This is a genomic window from Aliiroseovarius salicola (assembly GCF_027891095.1).
Classification (GTDB): domain Bacteria; phylum Pseudomonadota; class Alphaproteobacteria; order Rhodobacterales; family Rhodobacteraceae; genus Aliiroseovarius; species Aliiroseovarius salicola.
On the sequence record NZ_JAQIIO010000003.1, the window covers coordinates 168,431 to 182,963 of the forward strand.

Sequence of the window (14,533 nt, forward strand, 5' to 3'; positions counted from 1 at the left end):
TCTGATCCGGTCAAACCGGGCATATCCCCAAGATTGCAGAGCGTGCGGGTCAACCTTTCGTCGGTTGTGACCCGGGTGTCCTCAGTCTCATTGATAAAAAAACCGCGCCGGGTGGGCGCGGTTTACAAAGCTGAGTTCCTATGTGGGCACTATGTCAGAGTGCGCCCTTGGTTGATGGCAGGATATCCGCCATACGCGGGTCGGTTTCAACCGCCATGCGCAAAGCGCGCGCCACCGCTTTGAATGCAGCTTCGGCTACATGGTGCGCGTTGAAGCCGTGGATCTGATCCACATGCAGGGTAATCCCGCCATGGGTCGACAGCGCTTGGAAAAACTCTCTCACCAGCTCGGTATCAAAATTGCCGATCTTCGGTGCGGTGAAATCCACATTCCAGATCAGGAACGGGCGGGCCGACAGGTCGAGCGCCGCGCGCACCTGCGCATCATCCATCGGCAAGTGGCATTCGCCATAACGACGGATCCCCTTCTTATCGCCAAGCGCCTGAGCCAATGCCTGACCCAGCGCAATACCGGTGTCTTCGACGGTGTGGTGATCATCGATGTGATAATCGCCTTTGGCGCGGATTGTCATGTCAATGAGCGAGTGGCGCGACAGCTGGTCCAGCATGTGGTCAAAGAACCCCACACCGGTCTGGTTGTCGTATTTGCCTGTGCCATCGAGGTTGATCTCGACGCTGATCTTTGTCTCCGCGGTGCTGCGGCTGACTTTTGCGACGCGCATCAGCATGTCCCTTCCTTTGTTTGCTGCTTTATAGGCGGGGCGACCGCATCGTGGAAGCGGGCAAATCGTGTTTCATGTGGATCTGTGACTTTCTGGTGAGGCGGCGTGGAGTAGCCATTCAGACATGTCTGCGGGGGCGTAGAACCTTCTGGCTGCGAGTAGTGCGGGGCGGCGGGACGATCATCAGACATGCCGACCCAGAGTGTAAGGAAGTGGGATCGAACAGCACGAAACACGCTTACCAGAACGCGTTCGGATCCCGACTGCCTGCGATTTCGCCACATTTGGCTGCGGCGAAAATATCGACCTTCTGACGTCAGGCGGCCAAAGAGGGAAGCGTTTCTGCTGTGGGAAGCTTGAGCAGAAAGCTCAGATCGTCGTGGCTCATGTAGACCATGAAGGCGCGCATCGGATCGGTTTTGTCCCGGTTATGCCATGTCAGAGCCCCCGGATCTGAATGCATATAGCCTTCACGTTCCATCAGTCCGCGATAGGCCAGTTGTTCAGGCATGAAACCGAACACATGATCCGGGGACCAGCGCAGTACGCAGGTGGCCATAGCAAAGCGGGCCAGTATGCCGGGCAGGCCGGTGCCGCGAAAGCGCTGGTCGGGTTTTACCCAAAGCTCCCCATGGTAAAATACCTGTCCGGTGATCCGATGTGCGCCCGGACCCGGTCGGTAGCTTGACCGCTCCATGTCCAGATCCATTCCCGAGGGGGGGAATTCCCGGAAGTTATAAGACAGATAGTCGGACAGCTGCACACCACCCAGTTCAAACTTGCGCATCGCCTGCGTGTGGACAAGCTCTCCTTCCATGGTCCAGCCAAGGATCCAGAACGCGTTGTCATCATGCAGATCGTGACGCTCGGGATTGAACGGTTGTCCAAGTGCCTGCTCTTTGCGGTGTTTGGCCAGAACCTCGGCGTAATGCTCGAAATCTGATCCGATTTCGAGCCTCAGCCCCTTGCTTTCAGTCAGGTTGAGAACAGCCGACACATATTGCGCGCCGGTAAAAGTATCGTGGATTGTCATAAGTATCTCCCTTGCAACCATTGATAGGGAGAAGATAACCTAAGGGTGTTTTCACGTCTTATTTTAAGGTGTTAAATCTACCTTGGGTGGTTTGATGGACATGATTTTATCAACTGGCATCTCTGTGCGCATATGCTCTGGTAGACCCTCGATCAATATGTTGTGGGTTCGGTCTACCAGCGTCGCAAGGGCAAAGCTTCCGTCGGGGAATCGGCATCCCATGGCGAGGCGCTGATATGATATGGGTTCTAGCCCTACTTCGGGGTTGCGCTGCATTTTGGTAACGATGTGGTCAAGCCGCAGACCATGTGTGTTCATGACGTCCCGAAATGGCTCAGTCAAAAGGCGTGCAAATCCCTCGCCACCGGGCAATTCAGAGATGTTACGCCCAATTGAGCTGTGTTCCCATGTCCAGCCAAACCATGTTGCGTATGACGACTTGTCTCCAACTTCGGTGCAGATCCAGTTTTCGTCGGCGGGCCGGAACATCATCAGATAGGGTCGCAGCGCGCTGAAGGCTTTGCTTTCGATCCTTCCCTCGGAACGGGCCCACATCTGGAAACCCCATCGCATCAGGTCCGAGCTGGTACGCCACAATTCCGACAAAGGGTGCTGTTGCAGGAAATAAGGGACGGACCCTTCCTGAACTGCGAGATGGAAAAGCCCACTGCGCTGACTTGCTTCATTGTGCAACCACGCCTCGGAGCGGGCCAGGAGTGTATTGGCCTCCCCCAGGCTGTCCTTGCCCAACTGGGTCAGGCTGTATTGTCGATCGTCCAGCTGAAATAGTGACCCGCCCTTATACTCCTCCAATAATGCAATATGCCGCCGCAGGGTTTGTCGGGTGCTTCCCAGCTCACGCACCGCCTGAGACAAGTTGAGCGTGCGCGCCAGCGTTGCAAATGAGCGCATCATCTCAAACAGGAGGGCGGGAGGCGGATCAGCAGGCATAGGGGTTTGGTGACCGTAAGGTTGTAAATTGGAGGATAGGGGTTGACGTAGCGGAAGGCAATCTTTCAGTTAAACTTGTTGTTTTACAAGCGTTGACGTTGCTCAATGGTAAATAAATCACCCATCACCTGTCAATTGTTGGTTTAAAATCGGTTATCCCTCATCAATTGCCAATTTATGCATTTATGACACTCTCGCTATACGGGAAACAAAGAAAATGGTGAGGAAATGGTGCATCCAGTGGACGCCCACGTAGGGCGAAAAGTAAGAGAGATCCGTCTGCTGCGGGGATTGACGCAGGCGAATGTTGCAGAGCAGCTTGGATTGTCATTTCAGCAATTGCAGAAATATGAAACGGGGCATAACCGGGTGTCGGCCAGTCGCATGTTTGAAATCGCGCGCTTGCTGAATGTTGAACCGGCCTATTTTTTCGAAGGCTACGACGATGGCGCGGGAAAAACGTCCGAACATCTTGATGAGCGGACAGCCAAAGCGGCCAAGGCCCTGTCCTCAATCACTGACGAAGCGGTACGCAACCAGATCCAGACGATGATCATGGAACTGGCAGGGCGCAGCAGTGGCGAATTGCGCAAGTCCGCATAGGAATGCTTGCGCCGTATTCCGGGTGGCAAAAGCCGGGTGCGGCGATCGGTCCGAGCGATGCCTGAGATATGTCTTTAGCGCATGGGGTGGGACCTGAAAGGCGAATGGGGGAAACCTCGTTCGCCTTTTTGCGTGTGAAATCTGGCCAACAAAAAAGCCCCCGAAAATCGGAGGCTTTTTTGATTGGAGCGGGTGATGAGATTCGAACTCACGACATTTACCTTGGCAAGGTAACGCTCTACCCCTGAGCTACACCCGCACCTATGAAACGCAACCTGGGTCTTGTTGCTATGGCCGATTGGAGCGGGTGATGAGATTCGAACTCACGACATTTACCTTGGCAAGGTAACGCTCTACCCCTGAGCTACACCCGCGTCCTTCGGTGAGGCGTGATGTATGAAATCCCGCCGAAGGCTGCAAGAGGAAAATGCAATTTCCCCCCTCTTTTTTCGAGAAAGTGCGGATTGCCCCGAAAAACTCCGCAATTCTAATCAAACCAGCGCGTGCAGGATATTTGCAAGCGCTGACAGGGCGATCATCAGGAGCGTCAGGGCCATCCCGGTCTTGCGTAGTGGGATGATCTGCGGCGTGCGCCCAAAGCCCACTGCGTGCATGATACGCCCGGTCAAAAGCATCAGACCCAGAAGATGCAAGCCCCATCCGGGCGCGCCCTGAATCTCTGCGAGAAGCAGCATCATCACACTGATTGGTACATATTCCATGCAATTGGCCTGGGTGCGCATGGTTTTGATCATCAACCTGTTATCCGCGTCCCCGACCGATATTTTCTCGGTCTGCCGGGTGCGGATCACGCGGGCGCTCAGATACAGGAACAGAAGGGCCAGAAGACCCGCATAGATCGGGGTGACGGTCACGCTCATAAGACACTCCAAAAATGAAACACCCGGCCAGCATGGGCACTGACCGGGTGATTGCATAGGTTTACGTAGGTAGAGCTTATTCGAGTTCCACCAACAGGTCCTTGGCGTCGATCTGGCCACCGGCAGAGACATGCACCGCTTTCACAACCGCGTCGCGTTCGGCATGGATCCCAGTTTCCATCTTCATCGCCTCAATGGTGAGCAGCAGGTCGCCTTCGTGAACTTCTTGCCCTGCGCTCACGGCCACGCTGGCAACCACTCCCGGCATAGGCGCACCCACATGGGCGGCATTGCCTTCTTCGGCTTTTGGACGGCTGGTCGTGGAGGCTTTGACCAGACGGTTCGGCACGCGAATGACACGTGGCTGGCCGTTCAGCTCGAAGAACACCTTAACTTCGCCGTTCTCGTCGGTCTCACCCACCGCCTGCAACAGGATCTCGAGTGTCTTGCCCGGATCGATTTCTGCCTCGACCTCCTCACCCGGTTCCATGCCATAGAAGAAGGTCTTGGTGGGCAGGGTGCGGACTGGGCCATAGGTGCGGTGACGCCCCATGTAATCCAGGAACACCTTGGGATACATGAGATAGCCGTTCAGATCCTCGTCATCGACCTTGAACCCATTGAGCTCATTCGACAGGTCTGCGCGAGTGGTTTCCAGATCAATCGGTTCCAGATGCTTGCCGGGGCGTTCGAGATTGGGGGCCTCATCCTTCAGCACCTTTTTCACGATGCTTTCAGGGAAACCACCGGGGGGTTGACCCAGGTTGCCGCGCATCATGTCGACGACGCTATCGGGGAAAGCCACGTCATGATCCGGGTCCTCGACCTCGTCTCGGGTGAGGTTCTGGCTGACCATCATCAGCGCCATGTCGCCCACCACCTTGGACGACGGCGTCACCTTCACGATGTCACCAAACATCTGGTTCACGTCGGCATAGCTCTGCGCCACTTCGGGCCAACGTTCTTCCAGACCTAGCGAACGCGCCTGCGCTTTGAGGTTGGTGAACTGGCCGCCGGGCATCTCATGCAGATAAACCTCGGAGGCTGGTGAAGCGAGACCGCTTTCAAAGGCCACATATTGGCCGCGCACATGCTCCCAGTAATCGTTGATCTCGCGGATCGCTTCGATTGACAGGCCGGTGTCACGATCAGTGTGGCGCAGGGCTTCGACAATCGAACCCAGACAAGGTTGCGAGGTGCCGCCAGAGAAGGCGTCCATCGCCGCATCCACCGCATCCACACCCGCGGCTGAGGCCGCCAGAATGGTTGCGCCCGCAATGCCCGAGGTGTCATGAGTGTGGAAATGCACCGGGATCGAGATTTCGTCCTTCAGCGCCTTGATCAGCGCGGTGGCCGAGGCTGGTTTCAACAGACCCGCCATATCCTTGAGACCAATGATATGCGCACCGGCCGCTTCCAGTTCTTTCGCCATGCCGACATAGTATTTCAGGTCATATTTGGCGCGGTCCGGGTTCAGGATGTCGCCGGTGTAACAGACGGTGCCTTCGACGATCTTGCCGCTTTCATTCACCGCATCCATGGCGACGCGCATGTTTTCAACCCAGTTAAGACTGTCGAACACGCGGAAGACGTCGATACCCTTTGCGGCCTCTTTCACGAAAGCCTGCACCACATTGTCTGGGTAATTGGTGTATCCCACGCCGTTTGATGCGCGCAAAAGCATTTGCGTCAGCAGGTTCGGCATCCGCTCGCGCAGGTCGCGCAGACGCTGCCACGGGCATTCCTGCAAGAAGCGATAGGCCACGTCGAAAGTGGCGCCACCCCAGCATTCAACTGAGAACAGGTCCGGCAGGTTCGAGGCATATGCAGGGGCTGCCTTGATCATGTCGATCGAGCGCATCCTTGTCGCCAGCAGCGACTGGTGCCCATCGCGCATGGTGGTGTCGGTCAGAAGCAGCTTCTTCTGATCCAGCATCCAGTCGGCCACAGCCTCGGCGCCCTTTTCCTCAAGCAAGTTGCGGGTGCCGGGTGTGATCTCTGTTCCATGGGCCGGAGCTTTTGGTGCCTTCAGACCTTCGGCGGGGGCGGCGCGGCCCTCGGTTTCCGGGTGACCGTTCACGGTGATATCCGCGATATAGGTCAGCACCTTGGTGCCGCGGTCGCGACGTTTCTTGAAGTTAAAGAGGTCCGGGGTCTCGTCGATGAATTTGGTGGTATATTCATTCGATAGGAAGGTCGGGTGCTTCAGCAGGTTTTCCACAAAGGCGATGTTGGTTGACACGCCGCGGATACGGAATTCGCGCAGCGCGCGGTCCATTCGCGCAATCGCCGCCTCCGGGGTCTGAGCATGTGCGGTGATCTTAACGAGCAGCGAGTCGTAGTAACGCGTGATCACCCCACCCGCATAAGCGGTGCCGCCATCAAGGCGAATGCCCATGCCTGTGGCCGAGCGATAGGCGGTGATCCGGCCATAGTCGGGGATGAAGTTGTTTTGCGGGTCTTCCGTGGTGATCCGGGTTTGCAGGGCGTGACCGTTCAGGCGGATCTCGTCTTGCGAGGTTTTGCCTGTGGCTTCCGCCAGCGTCTTGCCCTCGGCAATGCGCACCTGCGCCTGCACGATGTCGATACCGGTCACTTCTTCGGTTACGGTGTGTTCCACTTGAACGCGCGGGTTCACCTCAATGAAGTAGAACTTGCCGGTGTTCATATCCATCAGGAACTCAACGGTACCTGCACATTCATAGTTCACATGGGCACAGATCTTGCGGCCCAGCTCACAAATCTCGTTGCGCTGTTCTTCGGTCAGATAGGGGGCTGGCGCGCGTTCGACCACTTTCTGGTTGCGGCGCTGCACCGAGCAGTCACGTTCCCAAAGATGGTAAATCTCGCCATGGCTGTCACCAAGGATCTGCACCTCAACGTGACGGGCGCGGGTGATCATCTTTTCCAGATAGCCTTCGCCATTGCCAAAGGCGGCTTCCGCCTCGCGGCGGCCTTCCAGAACCTTTTCTTCCAGTTCATCAGCAGAAAAGATCGGGCGCATGCCGCGACCACCGCCACCCCATGACGCCTTGAGCATCAACGGATAGCCAACCTCGTCCGCCTCAGCGCGGATCGCGTCCATATCATCGCCCAGAACCTCGGTGGCCGGGATCACGGGAACACCCGCTTTGACTGCAACTTTCCGGGCCGAGGCCTTGTCACCCAACGCGCGCATGGTGGCGGCTTTTGGACCAATAAAGGTGATGCCATTGGCTTCACAGGCATCCACGAAATCCGGATTTTCCGACAGAAGGCCGTAACCCGGGTGGATTGCATCCGCCCCGCTTTCCTTGGCCACGCGAATGATCTCGTCAATCGACAGATATGCGGCCACCGGCCCCATGCCTTCACCGATCTTATAGGCCTCGTCCGCCTTGAAACGGTGCAGGCCCAGCTTGTCTTCTTCAGCATAGACAGCAACGGTTTTCTTGCCCATCTCGTTGGCGGCTCGCATCACACGGATGGCAATTTCGCCTCGGTTGGCAATCAGGATTTTTTGAAACTCGCGCATCGGCATCTCCCCTCGGTGTCGATGAGTGGTGTCTAAAGCGCCTCGGTTTCCGCCGGGTCAGGCGAGCACTGTGACGCGTTGGATATGCGGCGATTGGTAGGGAATGCTGCAACGCAGCGCAACTGTTTTGTTACAATTCTGCAGGAATTCGGGCCAAATTGGTAAATTTTCTTTACCATTGTGTGGTGCCAACCTGTTTCGAATGTGCTCAGCTACGCGACAGCAGCCCTCCGGCCGCCCGGGTGATTCGTCCTTCAAGTTCCAGCGAAACGATCTCCGCTGACAACTCCTGCGCCGGATGGCCCAGCTCCTGGATCAGTTGGTCTTCTGCCAGGGGACAGGTGCCCAGACGCGCCAAGATTAAGTCGTGCAGCTTGCTGGTTTCCGGCAGATTGCGCGACACGTGCGGGGCAGGGGATGGCCCCTGCGACTGAGCAGCATCTTGGCGGGAAACTTTTGGATGGGTCTGCGCAAATGCGCCGCGAAGCGCGTCGAATACGTCATCGGAGTGACGCACTAATGTGGCACCATCCCGAATGAGCATATTGCACCCGGCGGCGCGGGCATCAAAGGGGTGGCCGGGCACCGCCAGCACGTCGCGCCCCTGATCAAGAGCATTGCGGGCGGTGATCAACGTACCGGATTTCGCAGCGGCTTCGACGACCACCACGGCCTGCGACAGACCGGATATGATCCGGTTGCGCATCGGGAAATGCCGGGCGTGCGGTGACAGTCCCACAGGTTGTTCAGAGGCGAGCACACCATTTTCGGCAATGCGATGGGCAAGATCTGCGTTTTCAGAAGGATAAATCAGATCGACTCCTCCCGGCATCACCGCCACGGTCCGGCCGTTTTCAAGCGCTGCTTCATGTGCCATGGTGTCAATCCCACGCGCCAGCCCCGAAACCACGACATAATTCGCTTCGGTCAGTTCCTTTGCCAATCGGCGCGCCATGCGCAGCCCCAGCGACGATGCATTACGTGCACCAGCGACGGCAATCATGGGCTTATTGAGATATGAGGGATCACCCTGCACCCATAAAAACGGCGGTGCGTCGGGGATCTCAGCCAATTGGGCTGGATACGGCTCATGTCCATAAAAGATGAGCCTTGCCCCAGCATCCTTGCCCCGCTGTATTTCCTCTTCGACCTCAGAAAGCGGGCAGATTTGATAGTTTTTCACACCAGCAGCGCGGGCCACGTCGGGCAGCGCCTCAAGCGCAGTCTGGGCCGATCCATATTCCGTGAGCAGTTTGTAAAAGGTCGACACTCCAACCCGGCGTGACCGCAAGAGGCGGAGCCAGGCGAGCTCATCTTCCGCACTGAGGGGTGAGGGGGTGGGGTGGGGAGAAGGGAATAAATCCGCGGCCATACCTGTGTTCCGTCTCTTGCCCAATCACCATGCGCGGCCAATGGTTAACGCCCTCCTAACGGAACACAGAAAACTTGTGGAAATTGGGAAATGTCCAGAAGAGGTGGCTCACTGCCCGCTCTGATACCTGTCTCTTGCGGAAGAGAAGGCTGCCCAGAATATGCTGCCCGCAATGACGCCAATCAGAGTGAAAAGCACCACCGCCGGGAAGGGGCTTTGGCCGGGCATGTTCTGGATATCATTGAGATATATGCGAATTCCAGCAGCCCAAGAGATCAGGATGCTTGCGCCAATCGCAAGCAAGCGGCTTTCACCCAGAAACTGGCTGAGGCTCCAGAACAGGGCAATGGTGAGGACCGCCAAAGGCGCCAGATAGATTTGCCCGAAGGTGAAGGCCATGGCCATGAACAGAAGGAAGGTGAAAGGAGTGGCGATAAGCTCATGCTCCAACAGCGAGCCGCCGGTGAAAGCGACCAGCCCTTCGATCAGGAAAAACGCGGCCCAAAGGCCGATGCCAAGACCAAAAAGTGCCAGGACCGTATAGATCCCGGCTTTCAGGTAAAGCATGGGGGTGTCAGTTGGTTCGTCCATCCCCGAACATGATCATCTGATGCCAGAAGAGGCAATAGGCCGATCCGCAGGCTGGATATTCCGATTTCGGACGCGCTGCAGCAGGGCATCGAAAACCACTCCTGCCAAAAGTCCGGGTGGTAAGGCAATGAGCGCCAAGGTATCGAAAGATATGCTGCCATCGGATTCCGAAAGAAATATGGCTCCGATCAAAAGTGTATGGCTGCCCCCGATAGCCAGGGACAAAATCAGACCAGACGGTGCAAGCTGACTAGCGACCCAATAAATGATGGCAGGTATGCACCCCAGGACCCCAGTGACGAGCGCACCGAGGATCATCATCAAGGACAGGCTCGCAACATAGGCGTAGAGGACCGTAATCCATCGGATCTCATGGAATGTAAGCAAATGCCCAACACCAGTGTTGATAATGAACAGGATGGTACCAAGCGCGACAAGCGCGGCCAGTGTGCCATAGCCCGCCAATAGGCATTGGGGCAGGCGCGGTGGCGTCACACCGCCGCCCCACCCACGGTCAACCCGCCGATCAGAAGCGTGGGTTGGCCCACGCCCACAGGCACCGATTGGCCCGCTTTGCCGCAGGTGCCCACGCCGGGATCAAGTGACATGTCATTGCCGATGGCACGGATCTGTTTCATCGCCTGCGGCCCGTCGCCGATCAGCGTGGCGCCTTTCACCGGGGCCACCACTTTGCCGTTCTTCACCAGATAGGCTTCGGTGCAGGAGAAGACAAACTTGCCATTGGTGATGTCGACCTGACCGCCGCCAAACCCGACTGCATGGATGCCATCTTTCAACTCACCCAGAACCTCTTCGGGGGTGGCATCTCCGCTTTCCATGATGGTGTTGGTCATACGCGGCATGGGCGCATGGGCATAGCTTTCACGTCGACCGTTGCCGGTGGGGGCGACCCCCATCAGGCGGGCATTCTGGCGGTCCTGCATATAGCCCACCAGCACCCCGTCCTCGATCAGCACGGCGCGCCCGGTGGGCGTGCCTTCGTCATCTACGGAAAGTGATCCGCGCCGGTCGGGCAGCGTGCCATCATCCACCACGGTCACGCCCTTGGCAGCCACTTGCTGGCCGACGAGGCCCGAAAAGGCCGAAGTGCCTTTGCGGTTGAAATCACCCTCAAGCCCGTGCCCCACGGCTTCGTGCAACAGGATACCGGGCCAGCCATTGCCAAGCACCACATCCATCTCGCCTGCCGGTGCAGGGACCGCGTCCAGATTGACCAGCGCAATGCGCAGCGCCTCGCGGGCGTGCATCTGCCAGTTTTCTGGATCAATCAGCCCACCAAGACCGATGCGGCCCCCACCACCCGATCCGCCACTTTCGCGCCGTCCGTCCTTCTCGACGATGACTGAGACATTTAGTCGCGTCATCGGGCGTGTGTCCGAGACCAGTTTTCCGTCCGGGCGCAGGATGTGAACCTCTTGCAGGGAGGCCGCCATCGAGGCCGAGACCTGCACGACGCGGGGGTCGAGCCCGCGGGTGAAAGCGTCGATTTCGCGCAGGGTTTCGATTTTCACCGGAAACTCTGCATCCGCCATCGGATCGGCGTCGGTATAAAGCTTGCGATTGGTGGGCTGCGGCGCATCGGCCAAGGTGCCGCCACCATCTCCAACGGCCAATTTTGCAGTAGATGCGGCACGTTGCAGGGCGGTCTCGGAGATCTCGGTGGAGTGGGCATAGCCCGCGGTTTCACCTTTCACAGCCCGGAGGCCGAACCCTTCCGATGCATCATAGCTCGCGTTTTTCAACCGCCCATCGTCAAAGACAAGAGATTCGGAGCGTCGACGCTCCAGAAACAACTCGCCATCATCAGCGCCATTCGTGGCGTCAGACAGGATCTTTTGGGCACGATCCTGATCGAGATGGGTATCAAACGGGTGGAAATCACTGGCGTTGGTCATCGGGTCCTCAAAAAACGGCGATTTGACATGGATCATTGCTTAACCTGAGAAGGTTTCCCTTGTCCCTTCCGTTGTAATATGGTTTCAAACCAAAGAGAAACAACGGAATCTCATCAATATCCTTTGGACGTCGAAAAAGACTGCTTTTAGAGGAGAAGAAACCGTTGCCAGGAAGATGATCCGGGGTGTGGTCGAGTGACTGTCGGCAGGCCTCCGGGAACAGGGATGAAAAGACGATATGAAGCGTTTCAGCAGCGTGATTGCCACTGCAACTGCGATCTTGGCCGCGACCCGCGCCACCGCACAGGAAAACCTGGAAGTGATCGGTAAACCGATTGATGGGGGTGTTGGTTTCCAGCCTGCCGTCACCGATGTTGCCGTTGCCACCCAAGGGCTCGACAACTTGATCCTGTACATCATCACGGCCATTGCGTTGTTCGTGACGCTGCTTTTGGCTTGGTGCATCGTGCGCTTCAACCGCCGCGCCAATCCGGAACCCGCAACCTTCTCGCACCACACACCGATTGAGATCGCCTGGACCCTTATCCCGGTGATCATCCTGGTTTTCATTGGCGCCTTCTCGTTGCCGGTCCTGTTCAAGCAACAGGTGATTCCGGAAGGGGATGTTGTGATCAAGGCCACCGGATACCAGTGGTACTGGGGCTATGAATATCCAGAGCATGAGTTCGCCTTTGACAGCTTCATGCTGGCAAAAGATGAGCTGGAGGCCAGCGGTTATTCGAAATCCGACTACCTGCTCGCCACCGACACTGCCGTTGTCGTGCCGACCGGCAAAAAGGTTGTGGTACAGGTCACCGGTGCGGACGTGATCCACTCTTGGACCATCCCCGCCTTTGGTGTGAAACAAGACGCCGTTCCGGGTCGTCTGGCGGAACTGTGGTTCGAAGTTGAGCCGGGCAAGGAAGGCATCTATTTCGGTCAGTGTTCAGAGCTGTGCGGCAAGGACCACTCTTACATGCCGATCACTGTAAAAGCCGTGACTCAGGACCAGTATGATGCCTGGCTCAAGGGCGCGATCGAGGAATATGCCGGTAACCCGGCCTCCATTCCCGGTGTGGAACTGGCCTCGGCCGAATAAACAGACGCAGATCGTCGGGCGCCACAGACCCTCTGAGGTGCTCGCCATCCGCCCGCCACGGTCCGGCAGCTTTCGAATGGAGCAGAGGGCAATGGCCAGCAATGCGTGAGGAAAGATGAGCGACGCAAGCATTAATACAACCACCCAGACCGGCAGCCAGATTGGCGATGCCGGATTTGGCGACTACTTCGCGCTGCTGAAACCGCGGGTCATGTCGCTTGTGGTGTTTACCGCCTTTGTTGGTCTGGTTGTGGCCCCTCAGGGCGTGCATCCGGTCATCGCTTTTGCATCAATCCTGTTCATCGCCGTGGGCGGAGGCGCGTCCGGTGCGCTCAATATGTGGTGGGACGCGGACATCGACCGCAAAATGCGCCGCACTCAATCGCGTCCAATTCCATCGGGCCGGGTGACCGAAGGCGAAGCCTTTGCGCTGGGTATGACCCTATCGGTGTTTGCCTGCGTATTCCTTGCGCTGACTGCGAATTTTATGGCCGGGTTCCTGCTGGCCTTCACCATCTTCTTCTATGTGGCGATCTATACGATGTGGCTGAAGCGCTGGACGCCGCAGAATATCGTGATCGGGGGCGCCGCAGGTGCGTTTCCTCCGATGATTGGCTGGGCGGTGGCCACCGGGGGCGTTTCGATTGAAAGCATCCTGATGTTTGCTCTGACCTTCGCCTGGACCCCGCCGCATTTCTGGGCGCTCGCGCTTTTTACCAAGGGTGATTACGCCAATGCAGGCGTGCCGATGCTGACTGTGACCCACGGGCGCAAAGCGACACGTGCGCATATCCTTGGGTACACGCTGGTACTGGCTCTGGTTGCGGTTGCACTGGGTGTGACCTCGGTTGGTGGGCCGACCTATATGGCCATCGCCGTGGTGATGAACGCGATGTTCATTAAAGGTGCCTGGGATGTGTTCCGTCGCAATGACGATCATTCTGATGCCGACAATCACAAGTCCGAACGCGGCCTGTTCAAACTGTCACTCATCTACCTCTTTGCACATTACGGTGCGCTGCTGATCGAAGCCGGGCTGAAACCCTACGGATTCGGAGGCTGGGGCTGATGTCATTCAAAGAAGATCATGAACTGCACAAGCGCCGTTTTAGCCGCAATATCGGGCTAGGCCTCGTGTTGATCGGTTTTGTCGCCCTTGTCTACGGCATCACCGTCGTCAAGGTGGGCGAGCTTTACCAACCCGAGCAGGGTACGGAGGTTGCTGAATGAGCCTGTCAGCCCCGCAAAAAACGGCAATAAAGATGGTCGGTGTGGTGATCGTTATGGGATCGCTCTCCTGGGCCTCTGTTCCGTTTTACGACTGGTTCTGCCGGGTCACGGGATTCGGCGGGGTTACCGGTGTTGCGGATGCAGGGTCGGATGTGGTGCTCGACAAAGAAATGCTGGTGCGCTTTGACGCCTCAAAAGAACGCGGCATGCCGTGGGAGTTCAAACCCCTTCAGCATGAAATGCGCATCAAGATCGGTGAGACGGGCCTGGCGTTTTACGAGGCCTATAACCCAACTGATCGCCCTGTCGCAGGCACCGCGAGCTATAATGTCGCCCCCTTCGCGGCCGGCGGTTATTTTACCAAGATCGACTGTTTCTGCTTTGAAGAGCAGGTGCTCCAACCCGGTGAGCGCGTGACCATGCCGGTCACTTTCTATGTCGACCCCGAACTGATCGACGACCGTGAAGCCAAATTCGTCAAGGCCATCACGCTGTCATACACTTTCCATGAAACTGACCTGCCGGAAGAGGTTGCTAGACTGGCAATCGACCCCGCCGCGGGCAATACCGAGAACAACTGAGGGCTGGGCAACAGGCCTGT

14 protein-coding genes and 2 tRNA genes are annotated in these 14,533 nt (G+C 57.3%); 5 read left to right on the top strand and 11 right to left on the bottom strand.

Features of this window, described 5'->3' with window-relative positions; all coding sequences use genetic code 11:
• Nucleotides 1–154: 154 nt before the first annotated feature.
• From hisB to O2N63_RS06995, 3 genes are all read right to left on the bottom strand, one after another.
• Nucleotides 155–742: an imidazoleglycerol-phosphate dehydratase HisB gene (gene hisB / locus O2N63_RS06985; protein ID WP_271053822.1), complete on the bottom strand. Its 588-nt coding sequence runs from the start codon at nucleotides 740–742 to the stop codon at nucleotides 155–157.
• A 316-nt stretch (nucleotides 743–1,058) separates the two neighbouring features.
• A complete protein-coding gene (locus O2N63_RS06990; RefSeq protein ID WP_271053537.1) occupies nucleotides 1,059–1,775 on the bottom strand; it encodes a hypothetical protein in 717 nt (238 codons plus the stop codon).
• 63 nt (nucleotides 1,776–1,838) lie between these two features.
• The gene (locus O2N63_RS06995; protein ID WP_271053538.1) at nucleotides 1,839–2,726 is read right to left on the bottom strand and encodes a helix-turn-helix domain-containing protein; all 888 of its coding nucleotides are present in this window, start codon (nucleotides 2,724–2,726) and stop codon (nucleotides 1,839–1,841) included.
• A 228-nt stretch (nucleotides 2,727–2,954) separates the two neighbouring features.
• Here O2N63_RS06995 and O2N63_RS07000 point away from each other — a divergent pair, with 228 nt between their 5' ends.
• Nucleotides 2,955–3,329: a helix-turn-helix domain-containing protein gene (locus tag O2N63_RS07000; RefSeq protein WP_271053539.1), complete on the top strand. Its 375-nt coding sequence runs from the start codon at nucleotides 2,955–2,957 to the stop codon at nucleotides 3,327–3,329.
• A 184-nt stretch (nucleotides 3,330–3,513) separates the two neighbouring features.
• On the opposite strand, the gene O2N63_RS07005 is transcribed toward O2N63_RS07000, so the two are convergent.
• From O2N63_RS07005 to tldD, 8 genes are all read right to left on the bottom strand, one after another.
• A tRNA-Gly gene (locus tag O2N63_RS07005) sits at nucleotides 3,514–3,588 on the bottom strand.
• Nucleotides 3,589–3,628: 40 nt separating this feature from the next.
• A tRNA-Gly gene (locus tag O2N63_RS07010) sits at nucleotides 3,629–3,703 on the bottom strand.
• A gap of 117 nt (nucleotides 3,704–3,820) precedes the next feature.
• The gene (locus O2N63_RS07015) at nucleotides 3,821–4,210 is read right to left on the bottom strand and encodes an MAPEG family protein (protein WP_271053540.1); all 390 of its coding nucleotides are present in this window, start codon (nucleotides 4,208–4,210) and stop codon (nucleotides 3,821–3,823) included.
• A 76-nt stretch (nucleotides 4,211–4,286) separates the two neighbouring features.
• On the bottom strand, nucleotides 4,287–7,724 hold the full coding sequence (locus O2N63_RS07020; RefSeq protein ID WP_271053541.1) for a pyruvate carboxylase: 3,438 nt from the start codon (nucleotides 7,722–7,724) through the stop codon (nucleotides 4,287–4,289).
• 208 nt (nucleotides 7,725–7,932) lie between these two features.
• The gene (dprA, locus tag O2N63_RS07025) at nucleotides 7,933–9,096 is read right to left on the bottom strand and encodes a DNA-processing protein DprA (RefSeq protein WP_271053542.1); all 1,164 of its coding nucleotides are present in this window, start codon (nucleotides 9,094–9,096) and stop codon (nucleotides 7,933–7,935) included.
• Between the two features lie 108 nt (nucleotides 9,097–9,204).
• A complete protein-coding gene (locus O2N63_RS07030) occupies nucleotides 9,205–9,687 on the bottom strand; it encodes a hypothetical protein (RefSeq protein ID WP_271053543.1) in 483 nt (160 codons plus the stop codon).
• 12 nt (nucleotides 9,688–9,699) lie between these two features.
• Entirely contained in the window at nucleotides 9,700–10,182 is a 483-nt protein-coding gene (locus tag O2N63_RS07035; protein WP_271053544.1) for a hypothetical protein, read from the bottom strand.
• Nucleotides 10,179–11,639, bottom strand: coding sequence for a metalloprotease TldD (gene tldD / locus O2N63_RS07040; protein ID WP_408629793.1), 1,461 nt, complete (start codon nucleotides 11,637–11,639; stop codon nucleotides 10,179–10,181). The genes O2N63_RS07035 and tldD overlap by 4 nt, the downstream gene beginning before the upstream one ends.
• Before the next feature lie 202 nt (nucleotides 11,640–11,841).
• Here tldD and coxB point away from each other — a divergent pair, with 202 nt between their 5' ends.
• From coxB to O2N63_RS07060, 4 genes are all read left to right on the top strand, one after another.
• Nucleotides 11,842–12,702 (top strand): cytochrome c oxidase subunit II, encoded by an 861-nt coding sequence (gene coxB / locus O2N63_RS07045; RefSeq protein WP_271053545.1) that lies wholly within the window; start codon nucleotides 11,842–11,844, stop codon nucleotides 12,700–12,702.
• A 115-nt stretch (nucleotides 12,703–12,817) separates the two neighbouring features.
• Nucleotides 12,818–13,771, top strand: a complete 954-nt coding sequence (gene cyoE / locus O2N63_RS07050; protein ID WP_271053546.1) for a heme o synthase — start codon at nucleotides 12,818–12,820, stop codon at nucleotides 13,769–13,771.
• Nucleotides 13,771–13,932, top strand: a complete 162-nt coding sequence (locus O2N63_RS07055; RefSeq protein ID WP_271053547.1) for a hypothetical protein — start codon at nucleotides 13,771–13,773, stop codon at nucleotides 13,930–13,932. The genes cyoE and O2N63_RS07055 overlap by 1 nt, the downstream gene beginning before the upstream one ends.
• Complete coding sequence (locus O2N63_RS07060) at nucleotides 13,929–14,513, top strand: cytochrome c oxidase assembly protein (protein ID WP_271053548.1); 585 nt, start codon at nucleotides 13,929–13,931, stop codon at nucleotides 14,511–14,513. Before O2N63_RS07055 ends, O2N63_RS07060 begins: the two co-directional genes overlap by 4 nt.
• Nucleotides 14,514–14,533: the final 20 nt, after the last annotated feature.